Source organism: Leifsonia sp. PS1209 (genome assembly GCF_012317045.1).
Lineage (GTDB): Bacteria > Actinomycetota > Actinomycetes > Actinomycetales > Microbacteriaceae > Leifsonia.
Genome location: NZ_CP051154.1, coordinates 2,184,867 through 2,210,746, shown reverse-complemented (window position 1 = coordinate 2,210,746; position 25,880 = coordinate 2,184,867). Strand labels below are relative to the sequence as shown.

The window sequence follows — 25,880 nt, the reverse complement described above, 5'->3', positions numbered from 1 at the left end:
GGGCGCCGCTACTGCGCGATCAGCGCCTGCCAGGCGAGCAGGTGCTCCGCGGTGACCCCGCGGTATCCCGCGATCCCGGAGAGCTGCTGCCGCGCCAGCGCGGTCTGGGCTTCGAGGGCGACGGCGGTGTCGTCGCCGAACGTGTACTGCGGCCCTCCCGCGACGGCGGGCGTGTCCGTCTCGACGCCGACGGTGAACGGTACGGATCGCGCTGCGGCAGCGGTGGCGGCCGGCTGGGCGAGCGCGACGATCCCGTCGGCGACCGCCGCGTGATCGGAGAACGCGACGATCGCGACCGTGTCGAGGTGGGGGAGCAGGCTGTCGAACGCCGTGGAGGCTCCGTACGGCTTCGCTTCCAGCCACCACGGCAGGTCGGCGCCGATCGGCGTGCCGTTCGCGACGGCGGCCGCCGCGTCGAACATCGTGCTCAGCTGCGGCACGATGACGCCGAGGTCGGGTTCGCCTGCCGCAGACGCCCACGGCTCGACGTCGAACTGGATCGCGTCGAAGTCGGCCGTGGCGAGCGCATCGTGGGTCCACTGTGCGGCGAGCTGCGGCTGCCTGGCCCACTCCGGATCCCCGCCGAGCGCGGCGACGGTCGTCACGCCTGCACCGTGCAGCGCCTCGACGGCCTGGGGCAGCCAGGTGGCGAACGCGCCCTCCTGCGGCGCCCACGGCACGGACAGGTAGACGCTGGTCAGGTGATGCTCAGCGGCGAAGGCGGCGAGTGCATCCGGCTGGAACTGCTGCTGGCCGAGGCCACGGGCGTCGGTCGCCGGGTCGATGGGGTTGCCCCACGCCCACACGCTGGTGATCGCGGACGGCGACGAGCCCTCGGAGACGTTGGCGACCGCGTTCGCGGCGGCGGGTGCCAGCACGGCGGCCGCCAGAACGACGAAGCCTGCGCCGGCGATGGCCGACCTGATGCCTCGGATACGCATGCACACCCCTCTCCTGTTTCGTCAAGCGAATAAGGCGCTGTCATTTCGGGTGTGCAGCAGTCCCATTGTGGCAGGAGGTGCGGGGGACGTTAACCCTCATTCCGGGGTACATCCTGCGGGATGACCACGCTCGCGAACATCCGGAGCCGCCGGTCGTCGGTCGGGGTGTTTCCGATCCGGGAGGCGAAGACCTGTCCGAGCTCCGCGCCGAGTTCGGCGAACTCGGCGTCGCTCAGCCAGAGCCCGGACATGCTGTACCCAGCGCCGTCGGCGACCAGGTCGGGCGCCCCGGCGGCCAGGTACTCGTCGAACGCGGTGAGGAGGTGGGCGATGTACGCCCGGAACATCGCGGCGTGCTGCTCGGTGCTCAGGGTCGCCAGCTCGTCCGGCGTGACGCGTGCGGCATCCACGCGGAGGGCGAGGGTGCGCTCGACCCCGCCGCGGACCCGCCGCTCGGAGACCACCTCGAGGACGCCCGCGTTACTGAGAAGTGAGACGTGGCGGTAGAGCGTCGCGGTCGGCACGTCGGAGAGTTCCTCGGCGAGCTGGGCGGTCGTGAGCGTCCTGTCGCCGAGGAACGCCTGCACGATGCGCAGCCGCACGGGGTGGAGGAGGAGCTCCGAGCTGTTCATCCGCCCAGTCTAGAGGTTTTGTTCTCGCTCGTGATAATGTTCTCGCATTCGAGAACAATCGTGGAGGGATCGACGGTGCATGTGAATCTGGACCTCGGCTCGCTGCCCGTGGCCGTGCTCGTGATCCTGGGCATCGTCCTGGCCGCGCAACTGGTGCTGCTGGTGTGGGCGCTGGTCGATCTGGTGCGGAGGCCGACTGCCGCCGTGGCGTTCGGCAACAAGTGGGTGTGGGTGGCAATCATCGTTGTCGTCAACCTGATCGGGCCCATCCTGTACTTCATCGTCGGGCGCCTGCGGGTGGTGCAGGAGCAGCCGGTGCAGGCTCCGGTGGCCAGGGTGACGATGGCCGAGGTCGCCGACGCCCTCTACGGCAGGCGAGACGGCACACGGGACGACAGCCGAAACGATGGGGGAGACGCATGAGCGCCGCGCTGGAGCTGGTGGGGCTGACCAAGGAGTTCCGCGGGAAGCGCGCGCTCGACGCCGTGGACCTGAGCGTCGCCGACGGCTCGATCTTCGGCTTCCTCGGTCCGAACGGTGCGGGCAAGACGACGGCGCTGCGCATCGTCACCGGGCTTGCCCGGCCGACCAGCGGGACGGTGCGGGTGCTCGGCCAGGACGTCGCCACGGCGGGCAACGCCGTGCGCGCGCAGCTCGGATTCCTGCCGGATGTCCCCGCCTTCTACGAGTGGATGACGGCGCCGGAGTTCATGCGGTTCGTCGGCGGCCTGTTCGGGCTGGAGCACCGCATCCTGAACCAGCGGACGGCGATGCTGCTCGACATCGCCGGGCTCGCCGGGTTGACCACCAGGATCGGCGGATACTCGCGAGGGATGAAGCAGCGGCTCGGGATCGCGCAGGCGCTGATCAACGCGCCCCGTCTGCTGCTGCTCGACGAGCCGACGAGCGCCCTCGACCCGATCGGCCGCAAAGACGTTCTCGACATGCTCGACGCGCTGCGCGGCCGGGCGACGATCTTCTTCTCCTCGCACATCCTGGGCGATGTGGCGCGCGTCTGCGACACCGTCGCGATCCTGAACCACGGGCGCGTGCTCACCCAGTCGAGCATGCACGAGCTGAAGGAACGCCACAGCGGCCACCGGATCGTGCTCGAGGTCACGGACGGCGCGGATGCGCTGGCCGCCGCCATCACGGCGCAGCCGTGGGCCACGTCGGTCTCCCGTGGCGGCCACGGCACCATCGAGGTGCTGGTTGCCGACCAGGATGCCGCACAGCGCGAACTGCCGGCGCTCGTCGCCGCGCAGCACGCCGGGCTGGTGCGGCTGGAGGCGGTCGAACCCGGTCTGGAAGACGTGTTCGTCGAGCTGGTCGGGGAGGTGGCGTGATGCGCTCCGCCCTCGTGTTCGCCCGCAAGGAGGCGTTCGAGATCCTCCGCACCTGGCGCGTCTTCGTGCTCCCGGCCATTCTGCTGCTCTTCGCACTCACCGGCCCGCTGCTCGCCAAGTACACCCCGGAGATGCTCGCCGCGGTCGCCGGAAACCAGTTCTCCTCCCTGAAGCTGCCGCCTCCGACCGTGCTCGACGCATACGGCCAGTGGATCAAGAACCTCGGCCAGATCGGGATCTTCGCCCTGGTCATCATCTACGGCGGGATCGTGTCGGGCGAGCGACGCGGCGGCACGGCGATCCTCGTGCTCACCAAGCCGGTGTCGCGGGTGGCGTTCGTGGTGGTGAAGGCCATCGTCAACGCGGTCTACCTCGCGGTGCTGCTGGTGGCCGGGACCCTCGTGACCTGGGCGGTGACCGCCGCCGTGTTCGGCGAAGCTCCCGGGGGCGCCCTGTGGTCGTCCGCGCTGGTCTGGCTCGTGCTCGCGGTGTTCTACCTCGCCGTGATGACCCTGTTCTCGGTGCTCATCCCATCGGCGGCGGGCGCGGCGGGCGCTGGACTCGGTCTGTTCGCGGTGATCTCGGTCGCCGGCGTGTGGAAGCCGCTCGCCGACTGGTCGCCCGCGGGACTACTCGGCCAGGCCACGTCGCTGGCGGCCGGGGCGCCCACGGACGGCGACGCCGTGCTGTGGTCGGTGCTCATCTCGCTGGCCGTCGCCGTGCTGGCGGTGCTGGGCGCCGCCGCGCTGTTCCGGCGGCAGGAGCTGTGACGCGCACGGCGGGCCGCTAGAGGACCTTCCGCACCACCTGGCTGCCCGCCGTGACGACGGTCCGCGGTGCGACATCCTTCGCGATCACCGCGCCGGCCCCGATCACGGCGCCGTCACCGATGGTCACCCCGGGGGTCACGGTCACGTTCGCGCCGATCCAGACCTCTGCGCCGATCACGATGGGCGCGGCGGTGATGCCGTCGTAGCGCTCGGACGGCGCGACGGGATGCCCGGCCGTGCTGAGCGTGACGCCGGGGCCGATCATCGTGCCGTCGCCGATGGTGATGCCGCCGATGTCGTAGAACGAGCAGTTCTGGTTCACGAACACCCGCTCACCGAGGGTGAGCCCGAGTCCGTGGTCGCAGTAGAACGGGGGATAGACGGTCAGCCCGGCGGGGAGCGGGCCGCCGATGATCTCGCTCAGCAGCGCCGCCCGCCCGGGCTCGTCCGTGAACGGAAGAGCGTTGAGCCGCGACGTGAGACCGAGCACGGTCTGCACCCGCTCCGTCACCGCCCGCGACTCGGGGGTGCGCCGCGGGATGAGCCGCTCGCCGCTCATCGCCGACCGCTCATCGCCACCCGGCTGCCGGCGCGACATCCCGCACGATCGACTCCAGGATGCGCGCGTTGAACTCGACGCCCAGCTGGTTCGGCACCGTCACCAGTACCGTGTCCGCCGCCTGCACGGCCTCGTCCGCCGCGAGCGCGGCCGCGATCACGTCCGGTTCGCCGACGAAGCTGCGGCCGAATCGGGCGAGTCCTCCGTCGAGGTGACCGACCTGGTCGCTCGACTCCGCCACGGCGCTCGCTCCGAAGTAGCGGCGGGTCTCGTCGTCGATGATCGGGATGATGCTGCGGCTGACCGAGACGCGGGGCTCGCGCTCGTGACCTGCGTCGCGCCAGGCATCCCGGAACATCCGGATCTGCTCGGCCTGCAGCTGGTCGAACGGCACCCCGGTGTCTTCCGTGAGCAGGGTGGAGCTCATCAGGTTCATGCCCTGCTCGGCCGTCCACACCGCCGTGGCGCGGCTGCCGGCACCCCACCAGATGCGCTCGTCCAGGCCGGGAGAGCGCGGCTCGATGGCGAGCGGCTGCGAGACGCCGGTCATCTGCGGGTTGGACATCGCGATCCCGGCCCCGGCGATCGCGGCGCGGAACACCTCGGTGTGGCGGCGCGCCATGTCGGCGTCGGACTCGTCCTCCGCCGGCACGTAGCCGAACGACTCGTAGCCGTGCAGCGCCGTCTCCGGTGACCCCCTGCTGATGCCGAGCTGCAGTCTCCCGCCGCTGATCAGGTCGGCCGCCGCTGCGGACTCCGCGGCGTAGAGCGGGTTCTCGTAGCGCATGTCGATCACGCCCGTGCCGATCTCGATGGTGCTCGTGCGGGCGCCGATCGCCGCGAGCAGCGGGAACGGAGACGCCAGCTGCCTGGCGAAGTGGTGCACGCGCACGTACGCGCCGTCGACGCCGACCTCCTCGGCGGCGACCGCCAGCTCGATGGTCTGCTGCAGAGCGTCCGCCGCCGTGCGCGACACCGAGCCGGGGATCGGCTGCCAGTGGCCGAAGGAGAGGAATCCGATGCGTTTCACAGTGAACACAATCATGCCCCCGATCCGGGTATTCCGCAGGTCGCCTGCCGCGGCGTATCGTCGCAGGGTGGTCGACTGGTTGTGCGCTGCGTGCGCCGTGGAGTTCCCCGCGGGAGACGAACCTCCCGCTTCGTGCCCGATCTGCGAGGACGAGCGGCAGTACGTGCCGCCCGGCGGGCAGGAGTGGACGTCGCTGCAGGCGCTGCAGCGTGCGGGGGAGCGGGTGACCGTCACCGAGCTCGAGCCCGACCTGTACGCGCTGCGGTCCGAGCCGAAGATCGGCATCGGCCAGCAGAGCATGCTGCTGCGCACGCCCGAGGGCAACCTGCTCTGGGACCCGACGGGCTACGTCGACGAAGCCGCGGCCGCTGCCGTGCAGGATCTCGGCGGCGTCGCGGTCATCGCCACCAGTCACCCGCACATGTTCGGTGCGCAGACCTCCTGGTCCAGGATGCTCGGCGACCCGCCCGTGCTGGTTCACACTGCCGACCGCGACTGGGTGCAGCGGGACGAGCCGAGCATCCGGACCTGGAGCGGAGACGAGGAGGTGCTGCCCGGCGTGACGCTGCGCACGATCGGCGGCCATTTCCCCGGCAGCGCGATCGTGCACTGGGACCGCGGGGTGGTGCTCGCAGGAGACACGGTGTTCCCCGGCCCGTCGCAGCGCTGGGTGACGTTCATGCGCAGCTTCCCGAATGCGATCCCGCTGTCGGCCGCCGTCGTGCGGCGGACGGCCGACAGGGTCTGCGAACGGCCGTTCGCCCGGCTGTACGGCAACCTGGGCAACGTGGTGCCCGTGGATGCGCGCGCGGCGGTGCTGCGCTCGGCCGAGCGCTACATCGGCTGGGTGAGCGGCGTGTTCGACGAACTCACCTGAGCGGCGACCTACGCGAGATACGGGGCCAGCTCGAACTCGAGCGCCGGCTTCGGCTTCGCCCCGACGATGGTCTTCACCACCTCGCCGTTCTGGAAGACCTTCATCACCGGCAGCGACATCGCACGGTAGGTGGCCGAGGCCTGCGGGTTGTCGTCCGCGTTGATCTTCACGATGCTGATGCGGTCGGCGTGTTCGTCGGCGAGCTGTTCCAGGATGGGGCCGAGCGCGCGGCATGGGCCGCACCACTCCGCCCAGAACTCGACGATGGTGGTTCCGGATGCGGCGAGCACGGCCTCCGGGAATGTGGCGTCTGTGACGGCGTTGAGTGTTGTCATGCGGCGAGGCTAGACCGTGACCTCTGGGTCAGGGTCAAGCTGTGCGAGCATGGAATCCGGAGGTGCGCATGGAGACACTGACCCAGGAGCAGATCCGGGAGTCGTTCGTCAACTGTTCGAGGAGCGAGGCGGCCGAGCTGCCGTTGCCGCCCGGCATGCACGAGGTGGACTGGTCGAGGCGGGAGTACCTCGGCTGGCGCGACCCGCGCATCCCGCAGCGCGGCTATGTGGTGGTGCCGACCGAGAACGGCCCGGTGGGCATCGTGCTGCGCGCCTCCGACGCGTCGATGCGGTCGCACGCGCCGTCGATGTGCGGCTGGTGCCAGGATGTGCACGCCACCCGCGACGTGTACCTCTACGTGGCCAGGAGGGCCGGGCAGGCCGGTCGCAACGGCGACACGGTGGGCACGATGCTGTGCGGCGGCTTCGAGTGCAGCGAGAACGTGCGGAGGACGCCGCCTCCCGCGTACGTCGGGTTCGACGCCGACACGGTGGTCGCCGACAGGATCGCCGGGCTCGCCGAGCGGGCACGGCGCTTCGCGGCCACGGTCGTCGGCGCGCGCATCTGACGCATCCGCTGTCGCGGCCGCTGGATCGGGCCGGTGACTCCGGGCCGGGCACGGAAACGCCGGACCCTGGCGCGCCGCCCGGAAGATCCGGATGCGCGCTCAGAGCCCGGCATGACCGGACGGAGCCCTACTTCACCACGTAGCCGTTCAGCGCTGCGGCGACCGAGGCGCTGACGGCAGCCGAACCGCCGAGGATGACGATCTTCTTCGGCTTCAGGCGGGTCAGCTCAGCGGCGATCGACTGCGGGATGGCCGTCGACTGGGTGAGCAGCACCGGCGCGTTCGCGATGCCGGCGACCGGAGCCCCGGAGAGCGCGTCGGGGAAGTTCGTCCCGACCGCGATGTACGCGGCGGCAACGCCTGGCGCGAAGTTCGCCTGGGACACCTTCGCGCTGGTGATGTACCGATCGTCCCCGGAGATGCGCGTGACGGAGCCGGACGTGTACGACTTCAGCGCCGCCTCGACGGACGTGTTGATCGCGTCCGTCCCTCCGAGCACCACGATCTTGCCCGGACGCAGCCGCTGCAGTTCGCCGGCGACACTGGGCGGGATGCTCACACTCGTCACGAGCAGGAGCGGCCCGCTGTGCGCGGAGCCCGCCGCGACGGAGGCGCCGGTGAGGGCATCCGGGAAGTTCATCCCTGTCGCGATGTACGCGACGGACGGATTCGCCCCGAAGGCGCTCTTCGACACGGCGACGCTGGTCTCGAACCGGTCGGAGCCCGCCAGCCTGGTCACCCCGCCGGACGTGTATGCGCGGAGCGCGGACACGGTGCCGTCCGAGATCGCCGTCGGACCGCCGAGCACCACGATGCGCGCCGGTCTCAGGCGTTTGAGCTCCGTCGCGATCACGTCGGGGACGCCGTACGGCTGCACCAGCAGCACGGGTCCGCGCTGTTTACCGGCGGCCGGGCCCCCGGCCAACGCGTCCGCGTAGTTGTATCCGGACGCCACGTACGCCACGGGGACGCCGGGGGAGAAGGTGGACGATAATGCCGCGCTCGTGCCGAATGCGTCGGCGCCGGCGAGACGGTTGCCGAGGGCGAACGCCTGCAGGTCCTTCAGCGAGCCGTTGAACACATCCTGGTCTCCGGGGAACGGCCCGACGCCGTTCGCGAACTGCCAGATCGTGTACGAGCCCCAGCCCGGCGGAAGCGGAGGGGTGCTGATGTTGGAGTAGTTGGCGACGAACAGGGGGTACGCGCCGAAGGCCGCGCTCCCGCCCGTGCACAGGTTCCACCAGTTGGTGTTCGTGTAGATGGCGGGCGCGATGCCGGTCATCGCCGTGACGGTGTTCACGAAGTCGGCGACCCAGGCGACCATCTGCGGAGCGCTCAGGCCCCAGCAGGTGTTGCTGCCGCCGTACGGGTTGAACTCGATGTCGAGCAGTGGGGGCAGGGTCCGGCCGTCCGCCGACCAGCCTCCGCCGTTCTGCACGAAGAAGCGCGCCTGCGCGGCGCCCGACGAGGTGTTCGGCGTGGCGAAGTGGTAGGCGCCGCGGATGATGCCGACGTTGTACGCGCCGCTGTACTGCGTGGAGAACTGACTGCTCTTGTAGTCGAGGTCCTCCGTCGCCTTGATGTACGCGAAGCGTCCGCCGTCCGCCCAGACCTGGTTCCAGTTGATGTTGGTCTGCCAGCCGCTGACGTCCAGACCGCGGACGCCGGGCGGGAACGTGGTGGCCGCAGCGCTGAACGTGCGCGCCTGGCTTCCCGCATCGTTGCCCGCTGCCGCGTCGGCGGCAGCACCGCTGAGCGAGAACGTCGAACCCATCGAGTGGTTGCGGGCGGCGTTCATCTCCGCGAGGGCGGGATCGGCCGCGACGGTCGAACCGGGCGCTGCTGCGGTGGGCGCGGGCGCTGCGGGCGCGCTCGCATCCGGGGCTGCTGCCGGTGGAGTGGCGGGTGCCGCATCCGGTGTGGGTGTCGTCGTCGGCTGCGCGGTCGGAGCAGCGGTGGGCGCCGCCTCCGAACCGGAAGCAGGTGCCGCAGGCGACGTGGATGTCGTGGACGGTGACGGCGACGGCTCTTGCGCCGCAGTGGCGGGGAGCTGAGCTCCAGCCACGACGAGACCGACCGTCGTCACGAGTGTGAAGGTCGTGGCAAGGCCGACCCTGAGCCTGGAACGCATGGTTGTTTCTCCCCTGACCGCCTGTCGGTGCGGTCCCAGGCAGACTAGTTGAGGTTCGGCCGATGCACAGCCCTACGCGCGGGCTGTCCCCACATCCGGGGGTGCGTTTCCGGGGGCCAGGTCATTGTGCCGGTGGTGGGACTCGAACCCACACGCCCTCTCGGACAAAGCATTTTGAGTGCTCCGCGTCTGCCATTCCGCCACACCGGCGCACAACAACACCTGAACAATACCGTAGGCTTTTGTCCGTGACTGACCAGGAAGCTACACCCACCGCACCACGGCGCGTCGTCGTCGCCGAAGACGAATCCCTCATCCGGCTCGACATCGTCGAGATCCTCCGTGACAACGGATTCGAGGTCGTCGGAGAGGCCGGAGACGGCGAGACCGCCGTCGCGCTGGCCACCGAGCTGCGTCCCGACCTGGTGATCATGGACGTCAAGATGCCCCAGCTCGACGGCATCTCCGCGGCCGAGCGCCTCTCGAAGGGCCACATCGCCCCCGTCGTCCTCCTCACCGCGTTCAGCCAGAAGGAGCTCGTGGAGCGCGCGACGGAGGCGGGAGCCCTCGCATACGTCGTCAAGCCGTTCACGCCGAACGACCTGCTGCCCGCCATCGAGATCGCTCTCGCGCGCTACGCCCAGATCATCGCCCTCGAAGCCGAGGTGTCCGACATGGTCGAGCGCTTCGAGACCCGCAAGCTCGTCGACCGCGCGAAGGGCCTCCTCAACGAGAAGATGGGCCTCACCGAGCCCGAGGCGTTCCGCTGGATCCAGAAGGCGTCGATGGACCGCCGCCTCACCATGCACGACGTCGCCCAGGCGATCATCGAGCAGCTCGCTCCGAAGAAGTAGAACAGAGCCCAGAACGTTCAGAAGCGCGGCCCGGTACATCCGGGGCCGCGCTTCTGTGTTCGTGCGGGGGATGCTGGCGTCAGCGATCCTTGATCAGGTTCGTGATCCGGATGGTCGAGCAGCGGCGGCCCTGCTCGTCGGTGACCGCGATCTCGTGCGTCGTCAGCGTCCGCCCCAGGTGGATGGGGGTGCACACGCCGGTCACATAGCCGCTCGTCGCCGAGCGGGTGTGCGTCGCGTTGATCTCGATGCCCACCGCGAGCCGGTCGGCGCCGGCGTGCAGGTTGGCGGACATCGAGCCGAGGGACTCGCCGAGCACCACGTACGCGCCGCCGTGCAGGAGGTCGGCCGGCTGCTGGTTGCCCTCGACGGGCATCCTGGCCACGGCCCGTTCGATGGTGAATTCGAGGATCTCGATCCCCATCTTCTCGGCCAGTTTGCCGAGGCCCCTCTGGTTCACGTATGCGAGCGCGTCCTCGGTCATCGGCGGCCTTTCTCACCTTCGTCTGTCCGGTCGTCTGGGTGTCACAGGTGCCTTGTAGGCTGTCCTGGTGTCAGACTCCGAAAAGCCTACCCTCCTGATCATCGACGGCCATTCGCTGGCATTCCGCGCCTTCTATGCGCTCCCGGTGGACAGCTTCGTCAACCGCGAAGGCCAGCACACGAACGCCATCCACGGCTTCATCGCGATGCTCATCAACCTGCTCTCCCAGCAGCGTCCGACCCACATCGCCGTGGCGTTCGACATCTCGCGATACTCCTTCCGCACGAGGGAGTACCCGGAGTACAAGGGCACCCGCGGCGAGACGCCGTCCGAGTTCGTCGGGCAGATCCCGCTGCTGGAAGAGGCGCTGCACGCGATGAACATCACGACCATCGCCAAGGAGGACTACGAGGCCGACGACATCCTGGCCACGCTCTCCGCGCAGGGGGCCGAGCAGGGATACCGGGTGCTCATCGTGTCCGGCGACCGCGACACCATCCAGCTGGTCAACGACGACGTCACACTGCTCTACCCGAATGTCCGCGGCGTCTCGGAGCTGAAGGTCTACGACCCCGCCGCCGTGCGCGAGCGCTACGGCATCGAGCCGCACCAGTATCCGGAGATCGCCGCTCTCGTCGGCGAGACCAGCGACAACCTCATCGGCATCGACAAGGTGGGGGAGAAGACGGCGGTCAAGTGGGTGCAGCAGTACGGCACCGTCGAGAACCTCCTCGCCCACGCCGACGAGATCAAGGGCGTCGTCGGGCAGAACCTGCGCGACCAGCAGGAGAACGCGCTCCGCAACCGCCGCCTCAACAAGCTGCTGACCGACGTCGACCTGCCCGTCGGCCCCGCCGACCTCGAGCGCCGCCCGCTCAACGAGAACGCCGTGCGCGACATCTTCGCCAAGCTGCAGTTCAAGACCCTGCTCGACCGGCTGCTCAAGACCGCGGCGGAGGAGGGCCAGCTGGACGGCGCATCCGGAGCGAGCGCGGCGATCGAGACCGGCGCCATCGCCATCCCGCCGGTGCGCACGATGGTCGACGAGGAGCTCGCGAACTGGCTGGCCAAGGCGTCGGCGGACGGCAACGCCGTGGGCGTGCAGGTCGAGCTCGGCCCGGCCGGCGTCACCGGATTCGGTCTCGCCGCCGACGACGACACGGTGTACGTGCCGTGGGCGGCCGGCCGCAAGGACTACGACGCCCTCGAGGAGTGGTTCGCGAGCAGCGCGCCCAAGTATTTCTTCCGCGCCAAGCCGCAGTTCAAGGCGATGAGCCGCGCCGGGCTGATCGTGGACGGGCTCGCCTTCGACACGAGCATCGCATCCTGGCTGGTGCGTCCGGGCGCTGCCGCCCAGTCGCTCGCCGAGCAGGTGTACGAGGTGCTCGGCGAGACGCTGCCGGTGTCCGACCCCAACCAGCTGGTCGCGCTCACGGATGCGGTGAGCCCGGCGACCGAGGCCTGGTACATGCGGAGGGTCGCCGAGGCGCAGATGATCGCGCTCGACGACGGCACGCGTGCCGTGCTCGACGACATCGAGCTGCCGCTCGTCGCCGTGCTCGCCGAGATGGAGCTCACCGGTGTCAGCATCGACAGCGAGGTGCTCGCGCGTCTCCGCGGCGAGCTGACAGACAAAGCCAACGACTACGCCGCCCGCGCATACGCGGAGATCGGGCGCGAGGTCAACCTGGGTTCGCCCAAGCAGCTGCAGCAGGTGCTCTTCGACGACCTGCAGATGCCGAAGACGCGCTCCACCAAGACCGGATACTCCACCGACGCCGCGTCTCTGGCCGACCTGCAGGAGAAGAACCCGCACCCCTTCCTCGGTCTGCTGCTGCAGCACCGGGATGCGACGAAGCTCAAGCAGATCGTCGAGACGCTCGAGCGCGCCGTCGAGCCGGATGGGCGCATCCACACCACCTACGACCAGACCGGCACGAGCACCGGCCGCATCTCGTCCAACGACCCCAACCTGCAGAACATCCCGGTCCGCACCGAGGAGGGCAGGGAGATCCGCTCCGCCATCCGCAGCGGCGAGGGGTTCGAGACGCTGCTGACCGCCGACTACTCGCAGATCGAGATGCGCATCATGGCGCACCTCTCCGAAGATCCCGGCCTCATCGAAGCGTTCAACGCCGGGGAAGACCTGCACCGGTTCGTCGGCGCCCGCATCTTCGGCGTCGCGCCGGAGGAAGTCACCTCCACGATGCGGTCGAAGGTCAAGGCGATGTCGTACGGCCTCGCATACGGGCTGAGCGCGTTCGGGCTGTCGAAGCAGCTGCGCATCGAGACGTCCGAGGCGCGCCAGCTGATGACGGACTACTTCGAGCGGTTCGGCAACGTGCGCGACTACCTGCGCAACGTCGTCGAGCAGGCCCGCGTCGACGGGTACACCGAGACGATCTTCGGACGCCGCCGCCCGTTCGCCGACCTCACGAGCACCAACAGGGTGCTGCGCGAGAACGCGGAGCGCGCTGCGCTGAACGCGCCCATCCAGGGCTCGGCTGCCGACGTCATGAAGATCGCGATGCTCGGCATCGCGGGGGACCTGATCGACCAGAAGCTCGAATCCCGGATGCTGCTGCAGGTGCACGACGAACTGATCTTCGAGGTCGCGAGCGGCGAGTGGGACGCGCTGGAGGGCATCGTCCGCAACCGGATGGCGCACGCCGCCGACCTCCGCGTGCCGCTCGACGTGCAGGTCGGCCGCGGTCCCAACTGGGACGCGGCGGCCCACTGACCCTGCGGCTCCTGCCCATCCTGCCCGCCTCCGGCGGCCCGGCGAGATGCCAGCAACTGACGCGAATCCCGGGCGTTTCGCGACAGTTCCTGGCATCTCGCGGATCGGGCATGGTGAGGAGGCGGGGTGCCGCAATAGGGTCGAGGTATGACAGAAGAGAACCGCACACCCACTCCGGTCGACACGATCGCCGAGGAGTGGGTGGACACCCAGCTCGAGTTGTATCCGGAGTTCCACGTCTGGCTCGGCCGCCCAGGCCGGGAGGGCGAGTACGCCGACTATTCGCCGGCCGGTGCCGAGCAGGCCGTCGGCAAGGTCAGGGAGACCCTGGCCAAGATCCAGGCCGCCGAGCCCGTCGACGACATCGACAGGGTCACCAAGATGGACCTCACCCGCGACCTGCAGCTCACCGTCGAGAAGCACGAGGCCGGTTTCAACCAGCGCGACCTCAACGTGATCGCCTCTCCGGCCCAGGAGCTGCGCGACATCTTCGACCTCGTCCCCACCGACACGGAAGACGACTGGGCCAACATCGCGAAGCGGCTGCACAATCTGCCCGCCGCGATGGACGGCTACATCGAGACCCTGCGCAGCGGGATCGCGAGCGGGAACGTCCCGGCCATCCGGCAGGTGCGCGAGGTGCTCGCGCAGGCGAACAAGCAGGTGGCGGACACCGGCTTCTTCTTCGAGTTCACCGAGGGTGCGAAGGCCGGAGACGCCGAGCTTCCCGCATCCCTCTCCGCCGATCTGGCAGCGGGCGCGAAGGAGTCGGCGGCCGCGTACGCGAAGCTGGCCGGCTTCCTGAAGGACGAGCTCGCGCAGCACGCCCCCGAGAAGGATGCGGTGGGCCGCGAGCTCTACGCCCTCGCCTCGCGCAGCTTCCTCGGCGCCACGGTCGACCTCGACGAGACCTACGAGTGGGGCATCGAGGAACTCGCCCGCATGGTCGCGGAGCAGGAGTCGATCGCGCGCGAGATCAAGCCGGGAGCGACCGTCGCGGAGGCCATCGAGTTCCTCGACGGCGACGCCAGCCGCAAACTGCACGGCACGGACGCCCTGCAGCGCTGGATGCAGGAGACCAGCGACCGCGCCATCGAGGAGCTCGGTAAGTCGCACTTCGACATCCCCACCGAGATCCGCAGGCTCGAGTGCATGATCGCGCCGACCCAGGAAGGCGGCATCTACTACACCGGCCCGAGCGACGACTTCGCCCGCGCCGGCCGGATGTGGTGGAGCGTCCCGGAGGGCGTCACCGAGTTCGACACCTGGCGCGAGCTGACCACGGTCTACCACGAGGGCGTCCCAGGCCACCACCTCCAGATCGCGCAGGCCACCTACAACAAGGCGCAGCTCAACTCCTGGCGCCGCATCGCGGGCACCTCGGGCCACGCGGAGGGCTGGGCCCTGTACGCGGAGCGCCTGATGGAGCAGCTCGGCTACCTCGACGACCCGGCCGACAGGCTCGGGATGCTCGACGGTCAGCGGATGCGCGCCGCTCGCGTCGTGCTCGACATCGGCGTGCACCTCGAGAAGCAGCTGCCGGACGGCTCCGGCCCGTGGACGGGGGAGTACGCCTTCCAGTTCCTCGGCGAGAACGTGAACATGAACGACGGCTTCGTGCGCTTCGAGGTGAACCGCTACCTCGGCTGGCCCGGCCAGGCGCCGTCGTACAAGATCGGTCAGCGCATCTGGGAGCAGCTGCGCGACGAGTACGCGCGTCGCGAGGGGGCGTCCTTCGACATCAAGGCGTTCCACAAGAAGGCGCTCGACATCGGCGGTGTCGGCCTCGACACCCTGAAGTCGGCCCTGCTCGACTGAGCACCGGATGGCGACCTCGCCGTACCGGGTCGTCCTCGGTGACGCCTTCGACGGCCTGCATCCGCGGCTGAAGGCGTACTTCGACGGCATCCCGGAGGGTGGTCACGGCTTCGGCCGGGGCGTGTTCGACACGGTCGGCACGCCCCGGCGCTGGCTGTGGCCTGCACTGGCGGTGCTCGCCAGGGCGCACGTCGTGTTCCCCGTGTGGGAGCACGACGTGGCATTCACAGTGTGGAACGCGCCCGGCGTGACGGCCGGCGGCGTCCCGTCCGTGCGAGCGACGCGGGTCTTCCTGCTCGCCTCCGGGCGACGCGCGATGGTCGACGAGATCACCGTCGACGGCGGCGTCATCGTGGACACGCTCGGCCGACCCGCCCGCGTGTCGGCGCACTTCGCCGCCGCCGTGATCGACGGCGGGCTGACGCTCACGTCCACCAGGGTGGCGTTCCTGCTCGGGAGGGCGCGCATCCCGGTGCCGCGGCTGCTTGCTCCGCGGGTGCAGCTCACCGAGCGCTACGACGACGAACGGGATGCACAGCTCGTCTCGATCAGGCTCGACCTGCCGGGCGTCGGTAGGCTCTACGAATACGCGGGGACGTTCCGCTATCAGATCGAACAGGGGGAGCGGGACGCGTGAGCCACCGCATCGTCATCGCCGGGGCATCCGGATTCATCGGCCCGTACCTGACGGAGGCGTTCCGCGCATCCGGGGCCGTCGTGCAGACCATCGGACGCAGAGGCACTGATGCCACCTGGGCCGACCAGGACAGCATCCGGCGGGTTGTCGACGGTGCCGACCTGGTCGTCAACCTGGCCGGCAAGAGCGTCAACTGCCGCTACACGGACGCCAACCGCGCCGAGGTGTTCCGCTCGCGGCTCGACACCACCAGGGCCATCGGCGACGCGATCGCCGCGAGCGACAGTCCTCCTCCGCTCTGGATCAACTCGTCCACCGCCACCATCTACCGTCACGCGGAGGACCGCGCGATGACCGAGCGCGGCGGTGAACTCGGCACGGGATTCTCGGTGAACGTCGCCACGGCGTGGGAGAGGGCGTTCTTCGAGCGAGACCTGCCGTACACCCGCCGCGTCGCGCTGCGGATGGCCATCGTGCTCGGCGACGGGAGCGCGCTCGCCCCGCTGATCAGGCTCGCGCAGTTCGGGCTCGGCGGCCCGCAGGTCGACGGGCCGTGGTTCGCGACGGCCGCGCGCAGGAATGCCGGCACCTTCCACGAGTTCCGCGCCCGCGGAGGGCGGCAGCGGTTCAGCTGGGTGCACATCCGGGACGTGCTGGGTGTCATCGAGTTCGTGCGCGCGCATCCGGAGCTCGACGGCGTTGTCAACGTGTCGTCGCCGAACCCCACGGACAACCGCACCTTCATGGCCACGCTGCGACGCGTCCTGGGCGTGCCGTTCGGGTTCCCGGCATACCGGTGGATGCTCGAGGTCGGCTCGATCGCGATCCGCACCGAGACCGAACTCGTGCTGAAAAGCCGCTGGGTCGTGCCGGAACGGCTGCTCGAAGCCGGCTACGAATTCGCTCAACCGGACCTCGAGCCGGCACTCGCCGAGATCGTCGCCGCCCGCGGCTTGCCGCCCACCGCATTACACAGCTAGACTGGACTGTCACATTTGTGGCACCTCTATCCGCCTGCCGTTCGCGGAACAAAACAGAAGCACTATCGCGACCGGCCTGAATTATGTCCATAACGGAGCACTCACTACATGACAACCGCAACGACCGACAAGGCACCCAAGCAGGTCGCCATCAACGACATCGGATCTGCTGAAGACTTTCTTGCCGCGGTCGAAAAGACGCTGAAGTTCTTCAACGACGGAGACCTCATCGAAGGTACCGTCGTCAAGATCGACCGCGACGAGGTCCTCCTCGACGTCGGTTACAAGACCGAGGGTGTCATCCCCTCCCGCGAACTCTCCATCAAGCACGACGTCGACCCCACCGAGGTCGTCGAGGTCGGCGACACCGTCGAGGCGCTCGTTCTCCAGAAGGAGGACAAGGAAGGCCGCCTCATCCTGTCCAAGAAGCGTGCGCAGTACGAGCGCGCGTGGGGCGACGTCGAGAAGATCAAGGAAGCCGATGGCGTTGTCACCGGTACCGTGATCGAGGTCGTCAAGGGTGGACTCATCGTCGACATCGGCCTCCGTGGCTTCCTCCCGGCGTCGCTCATCGAGCTCCGCCGCGTGCGTGACCTCACGCCGTACCTCGGCCAGGAGATCGAGGCGAAGATCCTCGAGCTCGACAAGAACCGCAACAACGTGGTCCTGTCGCGCCGTGCCCTGCTCGAGCAGACCCAGTCCGAGAGCCGCACCACGTTCCTGAACAACCTGCACAAGGGTCAGGTCCGCAAGGGTGTCGTGTCGTCGATCGTCAACTTCGGTGCGTTCGTCGACCTGGGCGGCGTCGACGGTCTCGTCCACGTCTCCGAGCTCTCCTGGAAGCACATCGAGCACGCCTCCGAGGTCGTCGAGGTCGGTCAGGAAGTCACCGTCGAGATCCTCGAGGTCGACCTGGACCGCGAGCGCGTCTCGCTGTCGCTCAAGGCGACGCAGGAGGACCCGTGGCAGGTCTTCGCCCGCACCCACGCGATCGGTCAGGTCGCACCGGGCAAGGTCACCAAGCTGGTTCCGTTCGGTGCGTTCGTGCGCGTCGCAGACGGCATCGAGGGCCTCGTGCACATCTCGGAGCTGTCCGGCAAGCACGTCGAGCTCGCCGAGCAGGTCGTTTCGGTCGGCGACGAGGTCTTCGTCAAGGTCATCGACATCGACCTCGAGCGTCGTCGCATCTCCCTCTCGCTGAAGCAGGCGAACGAGGGCGTCGACCCCGAGGGCACCGAGTTCGACCCGGCGCTCTACGGCATGCTCACGGAGTACGACGACCAGGGCAACTACAAGTACCCTGAGGGCTTCGACCCCGAGACGAACGAGTGGAAGGAAGGCTTCGAGGCCCAGCGCGAGAAGTGGGAGCAGGACTACGCTGCAGCCCAGGCTCGCTGGGAGGCCCACAAGAAGCAGGTCGCCAAGGGTCTCGAAGAGGCCGCAGCCGAGGGCACCGCGTCCACCGGCGGTTCGACCTTCACCTCCGAGTCCACCTCGGGCGGAACGCTGGCCGACGACGAGTCGCTCGCCGCTCTGCGCGAGAAGCTCAGCTCGAACTCCTAAGCGGTTCATCCGGAACGGCCGGTCCCTCACGGGGCCGGCCGTTCCGGCGTTAACGCGAGCGTGCCGGCGGCGGCACGACGCGGCTAGCATGGTCTGGTGCAGCTGATCGGACTCACCGGTGGGATCGCCTCCGGCAAATCGACCATCGCCCGCCGCCTCGCCGAACACGGGGCCGTCGTCGTCGACGCCGACCGCATCGCGAGGGAGGTGGTCGAGCCGGGCACCCCGGCGCTCGCGCAGATCGCCGAGACGTTCGGGCCGCAGGTGATCCGCGGGGACGGCAGCCTCGACCGGCCGGCACTCGGTGCGATCATCTTCGCCGACGAGGATGCGCGGCTGCGGCTGAATGCGATCACCCACCCCGCGGTGCTCGACCTGTCCACCGAGCGTTTCCGTGCGGCGGGGGAGGCCGATCCGGATGCCGTCGTCGTCTACGACGTGCCCCTGCTGGTCGAGTCGGCCAACGAGTACCCGTTCGATCTGATCGTGGTGGCGCACGCGTCCGCGGACACGCGCATCCGGAGGCTGGTGGAGCTGCGGGGGACGGACGAGGCGGAGGCACGGCGCAGGGTCGGCTCGCAGGCGACCGACGAGGAGCGTCTGGCGGTTGCCGACGTGGTGATCGACACCGACGGCACCCTGGAGCAGACGCTCGCGCAGACCGACGCGCTGTGGGACAGGCTGCGCGGCTGACAGCCGTTCCGCTCAGAGCGCACACCGCCAGGAATGTCGGTGGTCCTTCCTAGACTGGACACATGCAACCCACGCGCGCCGTCCGTCCCTTCGAGGTCGTCAGCGAATACCAGCCGAGCGGCGACCAGCCGCAGGCCATCGCCGAACTCGCCGGTCGCATCAACGCCGGCGAGACCGACGTCGTGCTGCTCGGCGCGACGGGAACAGGCAAGTCGGCCACCACGGCCTGGCTGATCGAGCAGGTGCAGCGGCCGACGCTCGTGCTCGCCCACAACAAGACCCTCGCCGCCCAGCTGGCCAACGAGTTCCGTGAGCTCATGCCCAACAACGCGGTCGAATACTTCGTCTCCTACTACGACTACTACCAGCCGGAGGCATACGTCCCGCAGACGGACACCTTCATCGAGAAAGACTCCTCGATCAACGCGGAGGTCGAGCGGCTGCGGCACTCCACCACCAACTCGCTGCTCAGCCGTCGCGATGTCGTCGTGGTCTCCACCGTGTCCTGCATCTACGGCCTCGGCGCCGCGGAGGAATACCTCGAGGCGATGGTGGCCCTGCAGGTGGGGGAGAACGTCGGGCGCGACAAGCTCATCCGTCGTTTCGTCGGCATGCAGTACGAGCGCAACGACATCGACTTCTCGCGCGGCAAGTTCCGCGTGCGCGGCGACACCATCGAGATCATCCCGGTCTACGAAGAGAACGCGGTGCGCATCGAGCTCTTCGGCGACGAGATCGAGGCCATCTACACACTGCACCCGCTCACCGGCGAGATCATCTCCAAGGTCGACGCGATCTCGATCTTCCCCGCGACGCACTACGCGGCCAGCCCCGCCACGATGCAGCGCGCCATCGGCACCATCCAGACCGAGCTGCACGACCGGCTGGTCGAGCTGGAGCGCGAGGGCAAGCTGCTCGAAGCGCAGCGGCTCAGGATGCGCACCCAGTTCGACATCGAGATGATGGAGCAGATCGGCTTCTGCTCCGGCATCGAGAACTACTCGCGCCACATCGACGGCCGTCAGCCCGGCGAGGCGCCGAACTGCCTGCTCGACTACTTTCCGGACGACTTCCTCGTGGTCATCGACGAGTCGCACGTCACCGTGCCGCAGATCGGCGCGATGTACGAGGGCGACTCCTCGCGCAAGCGCACGCTGGTCGAGCACGGGTTCCGCCTGCCGAGCGCGCTCGACAACCGCCCGCTCAAGTGGAACGAGTTCAAAGACCGCGTCGGCCAGACGGTCTACCTGTCCGCCACGCCCGGCCGCTACGAGATGGGCATCGCCGACGGCGTCGTCGAGCAGATCATCCGCCCGACCGGTCTCGTCGACCCGGAGATCGTCGTGAAGCCCACCAAGGGCCAGATCGACGACCTGCTCGAAGAGATCCGGCTGCGCGTCGAGCGCGACGAGCGCGTCCTGGTCACCACGCTGACCAAGAAGATGGCGGAGGAGCTCACCGACTTCCTCGCCGAGGCCGGCGTCAAGGTCCGCTACCTGCACTCCGACGTCGACACCCTCCGCCGGGTCGAGCTCCTCACCGAGCTGCGCGCGGGTGTCTACGACGTGCTCGTCGGCATCAACCTGCTGCGCGAGGGTCTCGACCTCCCCGAGGTGTCGCTCGTGGCGATCCTGGATGCGGACAAGGAAGGCTTCCTGCGGTCGTCGACCTCGCTCATCCAGACCATCGGCCGCGCGGCGCGCAACGTCTCCGGCCAGGTCCACATGTACGCGGACGTGCTGACCGACTCGATGAAGAACGCCATCGAGGAGACCACCCGCCGCCGCGAGCGGCAGGTCGAGTACAACAGGGTCAACGGCATCGACCCGCAGCCGCTGCGCAAGCGCATCGCCGACATCACCGACGTGCTCGCCCGCGAGGGCGCGGACACGGCAGCGATGCTGGCCGGCCGCGAGGCGAAGAAGAAGAGCCCGACGCCCAACCTCCGCAAGGGCGGCATCGCCGCGCAGGGCGCGAACGAACTCGAGGCTCTCATCGCCGACCTCAACGGCCAGATGCTCGCCGCCGCCGGCGAACTGAAGTTCGAGCTGGCCGCGCGCCTCCGCGACGAACTCGGCGACCTCAAGCGCGACCTCCGCCAGATGGAGAAGGCGGGCCACCTGGGCTGAGTGGGCCTCGGGCTCTCCATCGGGCGACCGGTATACGGTGGCAAGGTGAGCGCGATGACGACGGCGGGGCGATGAAGCGTCATCGGATGCTGCTCGCCTGCTCGGCGCTCGCGCTCATCGCCGTGGTCGCGCTGGCCGTGCAGGGCGCCCCGGTCTTCTCCGGGATGCGCTGGGTCCCTCCCGCGGAATCCCAGCCCCCGCTCCCGCAGAACCTGACGGGCCCCACCGCCTCCGGGTCACCGGCTCCGCGCGAGCTGCAGCACGTCACGCGGTTCGACATCTCCTGGTTCGTGGTCGCCGCCGCCGTGATCGTGCTCGTCGTCGTCGCAGCACTCATCTGGCGAGCGGTCCGTCGCCGTCTCACCCTCCCGGAACGGGATGCGTTGCCGCTCCTCCCCGACGCCCTCGGCGACGCGCCACCCGAGGATGAGCCGACCCCGGAACCCGTCCAGGTCCGCCGCGGCCTCGACCTGGCCTACGACCGCCTGACCGAACCGCGCGAACCCCGAGACGCCATCGAACGCGCCTGGCTCGGACTCGAAGAGGCGGCCACAGACTCCGGGATGCGCAGACTCCCCGCCGAAACCCCCGGCGAGTTCACCACCCGCGTCGTCGTCCGCGTCGCCACCGACCGCGACGCCGCCACCACCCTCCTCGACCTTTACCTGCTCGCGCGTTTCAGCGCGGCACCGGTCACGGCCGACGAGGTCGCCCGCGCCCGCTCCGCAGTGGATGCGCTCCGCGCGTCCTGGACCACGGCGCCCCGCAGCGCAACCGGAGGCCCGCGGTGACCGGGGACGAGCGCGCCGCTGCGGCCGAGCACCTCGCGCCCGCGCGCGCCCCCAGCAGGCGTCTCCTGTTCTCCGTCGGTTTCCGCTGGCGCATCGCCGGGTGCATCCTGCTCGCGGCAGTCGCTGGCTTCGTCGCCTGGTTCTTCGGCCTCGACCCCGAGCACGCCATCGGTCTGGCCGCGATCATCCTGGCGGCCGGTGCCTGCGCGACGGTTCTCGGCGAGCAGGCGGGAGTGGACTGGCTTCCCGACCCCGTGCTCCCGCGCGACGGTGCCCGCCGCGACGTGTCCCAGCTCGGCTGGGCGCTGCACACCCGCGGCGGGGGAGTCGCGCCCGAGGCTGTCCGTCGCCTCCGCTCCGTCACGGCCAGCACCCTCGAACTCCACGGCCTCGACCTCGACAACCCCGCAGACGCCCCCGAGATCGCCCGCCTCCTCGGCCCCGACACGGTCCGTCTCCTCCGCCGGGGCACCGCCGAGTCCCCGAAGCCCGCCACCTTCGAGGCGATCGTCACCGCCCTCGCCCGCCTCGCCGAAGCCCCGATCGGCCCCGTCGACCCCGACGGCGACGGGGGCGACCACCACACGGTCGGCAGAGCCGAGCCACACGCAGCATCCACCGCCCCCACCGCGTCCACCGCATCCACAGCCCCCATCGCATCCACCGCCCCCATCGCATCCACCGCCCCCATCGCATCCACCGTCCCCATCGCATCCACCGCCCCCACCCCGCCCCAGGAGCCGCACCCATGACAGCCGCCACCCCCGACCTGCCCGCCGCCTCCCGCGACCTCCCCGCCGCACGACCCGCCGCACGTCCCGCTGCGCTCCCCGTCGCTGAGATCGCCCGGCTGAGCGGCGATATCCTCGACCGTGTCGGCAGCGTCGTCGTCGGGATGCGCCCGGCGCTCGAACTGGCACTGGCGACCATCCTCGCCGGGGGTCACGTGCTGTTCGAGGACGTCCCTGGCCTCGGCAAAACGCTCGCCGCGCGCAGTATCGCGTCGGCCATCGGTCTCGATTTCCGGCGCCTGCAGTGCACCCCCGACCTGCTCCCCGCCGACATCACCGGCTCCTTCGTGTACGCACCTGCGTCGGCCGAGTTCGTCTTCCGCCCGGGGCCGATCTTCACCGGCCTGTTCCTCGCCGACGAGATCAACCGCACCTCGCCGAAGACCCAGTCCGCGCTGCTGGAGGCGATGGCCGAGGGTCAGGTCACCGTCGAGGGCCAGAGCTTCCCGCTGCCGGAGCCCTTCCACGTGGTCGCCACCTCCAACCCCATCGAGTTCGAGGGCACGTACGCACTGCCGGAGGCGCAGCTCGACCGGTTCATGGTGCGGCTGAGCGTCGGCTATCCGGATGCGCAGGGCGAGAGCCGCGTGCTGCTCGCGCGGGTGAGCAGGCGCAGGGAGGTCGCGACGGTCGAGCCGGTGATCGACGCCGCCACCCTCCGTGCCATGCAGGACGGCGTCGAGCTGGTCGACGTCGACGAGGACATCGCCGCATACTGCGTCGCCCTCGCCGCGGCCACGCGTCGTCACCGGTCGGTGGAGGTGGGGGCGTCGCCGCGCGGTTCGCAGGGGCTGCTACTCGTCGCGCGCGCTCGCGCCGTGATGGCCGGACGCGACTTCGTGATCCCCGACGACGTCAAAGCCGTCGCGGTGCCCGTCCTCGCGCACCGCCTCTCGCTCACCGTCCAAGCCTGGACGAGCGGTGTGCAGGCCTCCCAGGTGGTCACCGAGGTGGTCAACTCGGTGCCCGGTCCTCCGTCGGTCGGAGCAGCACGGGATGCGGCCCGCGCGACTGTCCCGGATGCGGGGCTCCCCGGGTGACCGCCGAGGAGCCGGGCCGCCCGTCGCAAGCCCCTACGACGCCGACGACCGCCGCCACCCCAGCCGCCTCCGCGACCACTGCTGCCGCCGCGGCCACCGCCGCCACCGCGGCCACCGCTGCCGCCACCCCCGCCGCCACCCCCGCAACCACCGCGGCCACCCCGTGGGACCTCAGCCCGGCCGTCGTCGCGGCGCTGGTCGTCGCGCTCGTCTGCCTCGGCGCCGGTTTCATCGCGAGCAGGGTCGAGCTGGCCCTGGTCGGCGTCCCGTTGCTCATCGCGGCGGCCTACGGCTGGGACCGCCGCCCCGGCGACCGCATCCCGCTCGCGTTCTCGGCGTCGGTCGAGCCCGCACGCGACGGGTCCACTGGCCGCTCCCCAGCAGCTCCTGCTTCCTCCACCAGCCCGTCGATCCCCACGACCGAGACCACCGCGCCCACCCGCACCACTCAAGGCGCCATCGTGCGCGCAATCGGCTCCGTCACCACCCCCACCTCCACCGCGCCCACCCGCATCGACGCTGTCGGCGTCCGCATCGCGCTCCCGAACCGCCCGCCGCTCGATACCGTGCTCACCCCGCGTTCCGCGGCGCGCATCCCGGCCGACATCGTCGTCGTGCACTCCGGCCCCCAGCGGCTGCTGCGGCTGACCGCCCGCGTCATCGGCGCAGACGCGTCGTTCGTCGGCGACACCGCGGCGGCGCCCGCGCTCGACCGGGTGGTCCGTCCGCGGGTCGTGCCGGTGCGGAGTCTGCCGCTTCCGGCCCGGCTGATCGGGCTGACCGGGCCGCACCCGTCGGCGCGTCCGGGGGATGGGGGCGAGTTCCGGGATGTCGACCGTTTCCAGCCGGGGGACAGGCTGCGCCGCATCGACTGGAAAGCGACCGCCCGGCGGGCGCAGAGCGCCGGTGAGCTGTTCGTCCGCCGCACGATGGCCACCTCCGACGCCGCCGTCCAGTTCGTGATCGACAGCAGGGACGATCTCACCGGGAGCGTCGCGGACTGGGCGGCCATGCATCCACTGCCCGGCGTCTCGTCGCAGGATCTCGCGCGGGAGGCGGTCGTCTCGCTGGCCGGAGCGTACGTCGCGGCGGGGGACAGGGTCGGCTTCGACGACCTGGCGGACCCTGCCCGCGCCATCCCTCCCCGGGCGGGCGCCAGGCATCTGCACCGGGTGTCGCGCGCCGTCGAGCTCACCGGCCCGCGCGGTGCGGCCACCGAGCGGGTGCGCGCGCCGATCCTCGCCCCCGGCGCGCTCGTCTACGTGATGTCGACGTTCCTCGACGAGCAGCCGCTGCGCCTCGCGCTCGTCTGGCGGGCCGCCGGGCACCGGGTGATCGCGGTGGATGTGCTGCCAGCCAGGCTCACGCGCGACCTTCCCCCGAGGGAGCGGCTGGCGCTGAAAGTCGTCGAGGTCGAGCGCGCTCTGCGTTTCGGCCGGCTGGCCGCGGCGGGCATCGACGTGCTCGCCTGGCAGGACAGCGACGACAACGGAGCCGAATCTGGCACAAGGGATGCGCGCCTCCGCGAGCTGAGCAGGCCGAGGAGGTCCCGGTGAGCGGCGCAAACGCCACAGAACCCGTGCTCGGCGTCACCGTTCCCGGGTGGACTGTCCGTGCCCTCTTCGGCGCCATCGCCCTCGCGCTCTGCCTGACCGTCGCAGACTCCGGATTCTGGCTGGCCGTGTCGCTCGCCCTCACAGCCGCGGCCGTCGCGGTGCCGCGCTGGCTGACGGCGTGGTTCCTCATCGGGGCGCTCGCGTTCACCGTGCTGCTGCATCCGCAGTCCGTCGGCGAGTGGCGGGTGTACGCGCTGATCGCCGGGGCGCATGCTCTGCACCTGACGGCATCGTGGATGCTCGTGGTGCCGCCGCTCGCCCGGCTGCAGCCCGCCGTGCTGCTGCCGTCGCTGCTGCGGTTCGTGATCGTCCAGGTGTCCGTGCAGCTCGCCGCGGTCGGGCTGCTCGCGCTCACGACGAGTGCCGGGGGCGGTGCGACGGTGTGGCCGGCGGTGCTCACCGGGGTCGCGGTCGTGGCGCTCTTCCTCGTCGCGGCGCCTCTGCTGCTGCGCCGTCCGCACCGTCCGGCGGGGCAGCAGGACGATCCCCGGTAGCAATGTCGGTGGTCCGGCATAGACTCGGCGGCGAGCGGTGACAGGTCTGTCGATGAACCG

At 70.0% G+C, this 25,880-nt stretch carries 25 protein-coding genes and 1 tRNA gene; 18 read left to right on the top strand and 8 right to left on the bottom strand.

Annotation, left to right across the window (positions count from 1 at the left end; genetic code table 11):
• Window positions 1-8: 8 nt before the first annotated feature.
• Together HF024_RS10550 and HF024_RS10545 are read right to left on the bottom strand one after the other, a co-directional pair.
• Entirely contained in the window at window positions 9-941 is a 933-nt protein-coding gene (locus HF024_RS10550; RefSeq protein WP_168689527.1) for a hypothetical protein, read from the bottom strand.
• An 89-nt stretch (window positions 942-1,030) separates the two neighbouring features.
• The gene (locus HF024_RS10545; RefSeq protein ID WP_168689526.1) at window positions 1,031-1,573 is read right to left on the bottom strand and encodes a helix-turn-helix domain-containing protein; all 543 of its coding nucleotides are present in this window, start codon (window positions 1,571-1,573) and stop codon (window positions 1,031-1,033) included.
• 75 nt (window positions 1,574-1,648) lie between these two features.
• On the opposite strand from HF024_RS10545, the gene HF024_RS10540 reads away from it, so the two are divergent.
• From HF024_RS10540 to HF024_RS10530, 3 genes are read left to right on the top strand one after another with little or no spacing between them, the layout of a single operon-like run.
• A complete protein-coding gene (locus HF024_RS10540; protein WP_210723941.1) occupies window positions 1,649-1,996 on the top strand; it encodes a PLDc N-terminal domain-containing protein in 348 nt (115 codons plus the stop codon).
• On the top strand, window positions 1,993-2,919 hold the full coding sequence (locus HF024_RS10535) for an ABC transporter ATP-binding protein (RefSeq protein ID WP_168689524.1): 927 nt from the start codon (window positions 1,993-1,995) through the stop codon (window positions 2,917-2,919). The genes HF024_RS10540 and HF024_RS10535 overlap by 4 nt, the downstream gene beginning before the upstream one ends.
• Window positions 2,919-3,689 (top strand): ABC transporter permease subunit, encoded by a 771-nt coding sequence (locus HF024_RS10530; RefSeq protein ID WP_247597430.1) that lies wholly within the window; start codon window positions 2,919-2,921, stop codon window positions 3,687-3,689. The genes HF024_RS10535 and HF024_RS10530 overlap by 1 nt, the downstream gene beginning before the upstream one ends.
• A 16-nt stretch (window positions 3,690-3,705) precedes the next feature.
• On the opposite strand, the gene HF024_RS19975 is transcribed toward HF024_RS10530, so the two are convergent.
• Both HF024_RS19975 and HF024_RS10520 read right to left on the bottom strand, forming a co-directional pair.
• Window positions 3,706-4,248 carry a sugar O-acetyltransferase gene (locus tag HF024_RS19975; RefSeq protein WP_168689522.1) on the bottom strand — a complete coding sequence of 181 codons (543 nt, stop codon included), beginning with the start codon at window positions 4,246-4,248 and terminating at the stop codon, window positions 3,706-3,708.
• A gap of 10 nt (window positions 4,249-4,258) precedes the next feature.
• A complete protein-coding gene (locus HF024_RS10520) occupies window positions 4,259-5,293 on the bottom strand; it encodes an LLM class flavin-dependent oxidoreductase (RefSeq protein WP_168689521.1) in 1,035 nt (344 codons plus the stop codon).
• Between the two features lie 52 nt (window positions 5,294-5,345).
• On the opposite strand from HF024_RS10520, the gene HF024_RS10515 reads away from it, so the two are divergent.
• Entirely contained in the window at window positions 5,346-6,155 is an 810-nt protein-coding gene (locus HF024_RS10515) for an MBL fold metallo-hydrolase (protein WP_168689520.1), read from the top strand.
• Window positions 6,156-6,163: 8 nt separating this feature from the next.
• On the opposite strand, the gene trxA is transcribed toward HF024_RS10515, so the two are convergent.
• Window positions 6,164-6,490 (bottom strand): thioredoxin, encoded by a 327-nt coding sequence (gene trxA / locus HF024_RS10510; protein ID WP_085367690.1) that lies wholly within the window; start codon window positions 6,488-6,490, stop codon window positions 6,164-6,166.
• Window positions 6,491-6,558: 68 nt separating this feature from the next.
• On the opposite strand from trxA, the gene HF024_RS10505 reads away from it, so the two are divergent.
• Window positions 6,559-7,059: an FBP domain-containing protein gene (locus tag HF024_RS10505; RefSeq protein ID WP_085367689.1), complete on the top strand. Its 501-nt coding sequence runs from the start codon at window positions 6,559-6,561 to the stop codon at window positions 7,057-7,059.
• A gap of 127 nt (window positions 7,060-7,186) precedes the next feature.
• Here the strand turns inward: HF024_RS10505 and HF024_RS10500 are convergent, their stop codons facing one another.
• Both HF024_RS10500 and HF024_RS10495 read right to left on the bottom strand, forming a co-directional pair.
• The gene (locus HF024_RS10500; RefSeq protein ID WP_168689519.1) at window positions 7,187-9,190 is read right to left on the bottom strand and encodes a cell wall-binding repeat-containing protein; all 2,004 of its coding nucleotides are present in this window, start codon (window positions 9,188-9,190) and stop codon (window positions 7,187-7,189) included.
• Between the two features lie 127 nt (window positions 9,191-9,317).
• Window positions 9,318-9,400 (bottom strand) — tRNA-Leu (locus HF024_RS10495).
• A 38-nt stretch (window positions 9,401-9,438) separates the two neighbouring features.
• Here HF024_RS10495 and HF024_RS10490 point away from each other — a divergent pair.
• Entirely contained in the window at window positions 9,439-10,044 is a 606-nt protein-coding gene (locus HF024_RS10490; protein ID WP_055894059.1) for a response regulator, read from the top strand.
• 79 nt (window positions 10,045-10,123) lie between these two features.
• Here HF024_RS10490 and HF024_RS10485 read toward each other — a convergent pair whose 3' ends face one another.
• On the bottom strand, window positions 10,124-10,528 hold the full coding sequence (locus HF024_RS10485; protein ID WP_085367686.1) for a hotdog fold thioesterase: 405 nt from the start codon (window positions 10,526-10,528) through the stop codon (window positions 10,124-10,126).
• Between the two features lie 67 nt (window positions 10,529-10,595).
• Here HF024_RS10485 and polA point away from each other — a divergent pair, with 67 nt between their 5' ends.
• From polA to HF024_RS10420, 12 genes are all read left to right on the top strand, one after another.
• A complete protein-coding gene (polA, locus tag HF024_RS10480) occupies window positions 10,596-13,268 on the top strand; it encodes a DNA polymerase I (RefSeq protein WP_168689518.1) in 2,673 nt (890 codons plus the stop codon).
• Between the two features lie 147 nt (window positions 13,269-13,415).
• Window positions 13,416-15,086, top strand: a complete 1,671-nt coding sequence (locus HF024_RS10475) for a DUF885 domain-containing protein (protein ID WP_168689517.1) — start codon at window positions 13,416-13,418, stop codon at window positions 15,084-15,086.
• Between the two features lie 7 nt (window positions 15,087-15,093).
• Complete coding sequence (locus HF024_RS10470) at window positions 15,094-15,723, top strand: DUF4166 domain-containing protein (protein ID WP_085367683.1); 630 nt, start codon at window positions 15,094-15,096, stop codon at window positions 15,721-15,723.
• Window positions 15,720-16,703 carry a DUF1731 domain-containing protein gene (locus HF024_RS10465; protein WP_168689516.1) on the top strand — a complete coding sequence of 328 codons (984 nt, stop codon included), beginning with the start codon at window positions 15,720-15,722 and terminating at the stop codon, window positions 16,701-16,703. The genes HF024_RS10470 and HF024_RS10465 overlap by 4 nt, the downstream gene beginning before the upstream one ends.
• Before the next feature lie 108 nt (window positions 16,704-16,811).
• Window positions 16,812-18,266, top strand: coding sequence for a 30S ribosomal protein S1 (gene rpsA, locus HF024_RS10460; RefSeq protein WP_085367681.1), 1,455 nt, complete (start codon window positions 16,812-16,814; stop codon window positions 18,264-18,266).
• Window positions 18,267-18,362: 96 nt separating this feature from the next.
• Window positions 18,363-18,959 (top strand): dephospho-CoA kinase, encoded by a 597-nt coding sequence (coaE, locus tag HF024_RS10455; protein ID WP_168689515.1) that lies wholly within the window; start codon window positions 18,363-18,365, stop codon window positions 18,957-18,959.
• 62 nt (window positions 18,960-19,021) lie between these two features.
• Window positions 19,022-21,088 carry an excinuclease ABC subunit UvrB gene (gene uvrB / locus HF024_RS10450; RefSeq protein WP_085367679.1) on the top strand — a complete coding sequence of 689 codons (2,067 nt, stop codon included), beginning with the start codon at window positions 19,022-19,024 and terminating at the stop codon, window positions 21,086-21,088.
• Between the two features lie 71 nt (window positions 21,089-21,159).
• Entirely contained in the window at window positions 21,160-21,879 is a 720-nt protein-coding gene (locus tag HF024_RS10445) for a DUF4129 domain-containing protein (protein WP_247597073.1), read from the top strand.
• A complete protein-coding gene (locus HF024_RS10440; RefSeq protein WP_168689514.1) occupies window positions 21,876-22,631 on the top strand; it encodes a hypothetical protein in 756 nt (251 codons plus the stop codon). The genes HF024_RS10445 and HF024_RS10440 overlap by 4 nt, the downstream gene beginning before the upstream one ends.
• Window positions 22,628-23,710, top strand: coding sequence for a MoxR family ATPase (locus HF024_RS10435; protein WP_168689513.1), 1,083 nt, complete (start codon window positions 22,628-22,630; stop codon window positions 23,708-23,710). The genes HF024_RS10440 and HF024_RS10435 overlap by 4 nt, the downstream gene beginning before the upstream one ends.
• Window positions 23,707-25,266 (top strand): DUF58 domain-containing protein, encoded by a 1,560-nt coding sequence (locus tag HF024_RS10425; RefSeq protein WP_247597072.1) that lies wholly within the window; start codon window positions 23,707-23,709, stop codon window positions 25,264-25,266. The genes HF024_RS10435 and HF024_RS10425 overlap by 4 nt, the downstream gene beginning before the upstream one ends.
• On the top strand, window positions 25,263-25,820 hold the full coding sequence (locus tag HF024_RS10420) for a hypothetical protein (protein WP_168689512.1): 558 nt from the start codon (window positions 25,263-25,265) through the stop codon (window positions 25,818-25,820). The genes HF024_RS10425 and HF024_RS10420 overlap by 4 nt, the downstream gene beginning before the upstream one ends.
• The last annotated feature ends 60 nt before the right edge of the window (window positions 25,821-25,880 follow it).

Coding starts and splice junctions, on each gene's coding strand:
- HF024_RS10550 (WP_168689527.1), bottom strand. CDS start 941: ATGCGTATCCGAGGCATCAGGTCGGCCATCGCCGGCGCAGGCTTCGTC.
- HF024_RS10545 (WP_168689526.1), bottom strand. CDS start 1,573: ATGAACAGCTCGGAGCTCCTCCTCCACCCCGTGCGGCTGCGCATCGTG.
- HF024_RS10535 (WP_168689524.1), top strand. CDS start 1,993: ATGAGCGCCGCGCTGGAGCTGGTGGGGCTGACCAAGGAGTTCCGCGGG.
- HF024_RS10530 (WP_247597430.1), top strand. CDS start 2,919: ATGCGCTCCGCCCTCGTGTTCGCCCGCAAGGAGGCGTTCGAGATCCTC.
- HF024_RS19975 (WP_168689522.1), bottom strand. CDS start 4,248: ATGAGCGGCGAGCGGCTCATCCCGCGGCGCACCCCCGAGTCGCGGGCG.
- HF024_RS10520 (WP_168689521.1), bottom strand. CDS start 5,293: ATGATTGTGTTCACTGTGAAACGCATCGGATTCCTCTCCTTCGGCCAC.
- trxA (WP_085367690.1), bottom strand. CDS start 6,490: ATGACAACACTCAACGCCGTCACAGACGCCACATTCCCGGAGGCCGTG.
- HF024_RS10505 (WP_085367689.1), top strand. CDS start 6,559: ATGGAGACACTGACCCAGGAGCAGATCCGGGAGTCGTTCGTCAACTGT.
- HF024_RS10500 (WP_168689519.1), bottom strand. CDS start 9,190: ATGCGTTCCAGGCTCAGGGTCGGCCTTGCCACGACCTTCACACTCGTG.
- HF024_RS10485 (WP_085367686.1), bottom strand. CDS start 10,528: ATGACCGAGGACGCGCTCGCATACGTGAACCAGAGGGGCCTCGGCAAA.
- HF024_RS10475 (WP_168689517.1), top strand. CDS start 13,416: ATGACAGAAGAGAACCGCACACCCACTCCGGTCGACACGATCGCCGAG.
- HF024_RS10470 (WP_085367683.1), top strand. CDS start 15,094: ATGGCGACCTCGCCGTACCGGGTCGTCCTCGGTGACGCCTTCGACGGC.
- rpsA (WP_085367681.1), top strand. CDS start 16,812: ATGACAACCGCAACGACCGACAAGGCACCCAAGCAGGTCGCCATCAAC.
- uvrB (WP_085367679.1), top strand. CDS start 19,022: ATGCAACCCACGCGCGCCGTCCGTCCCTTCGAGGTCGTCAGCGAATAC.
- HF024_RS10445 (WP_247597073.1), top strand. CDS start 21,160: ATGAAGCGTCATCGGATGCTGCTCGCCTGCTCGGCGCTCGCGCTCATC.
- HF024_RS10435 (WP_168689513.1), top strand. CDS start 22,628: ATGACAGCCGCCACCCCCGACCTGCCCGCCGCCTCCCGCGACCTCCCC.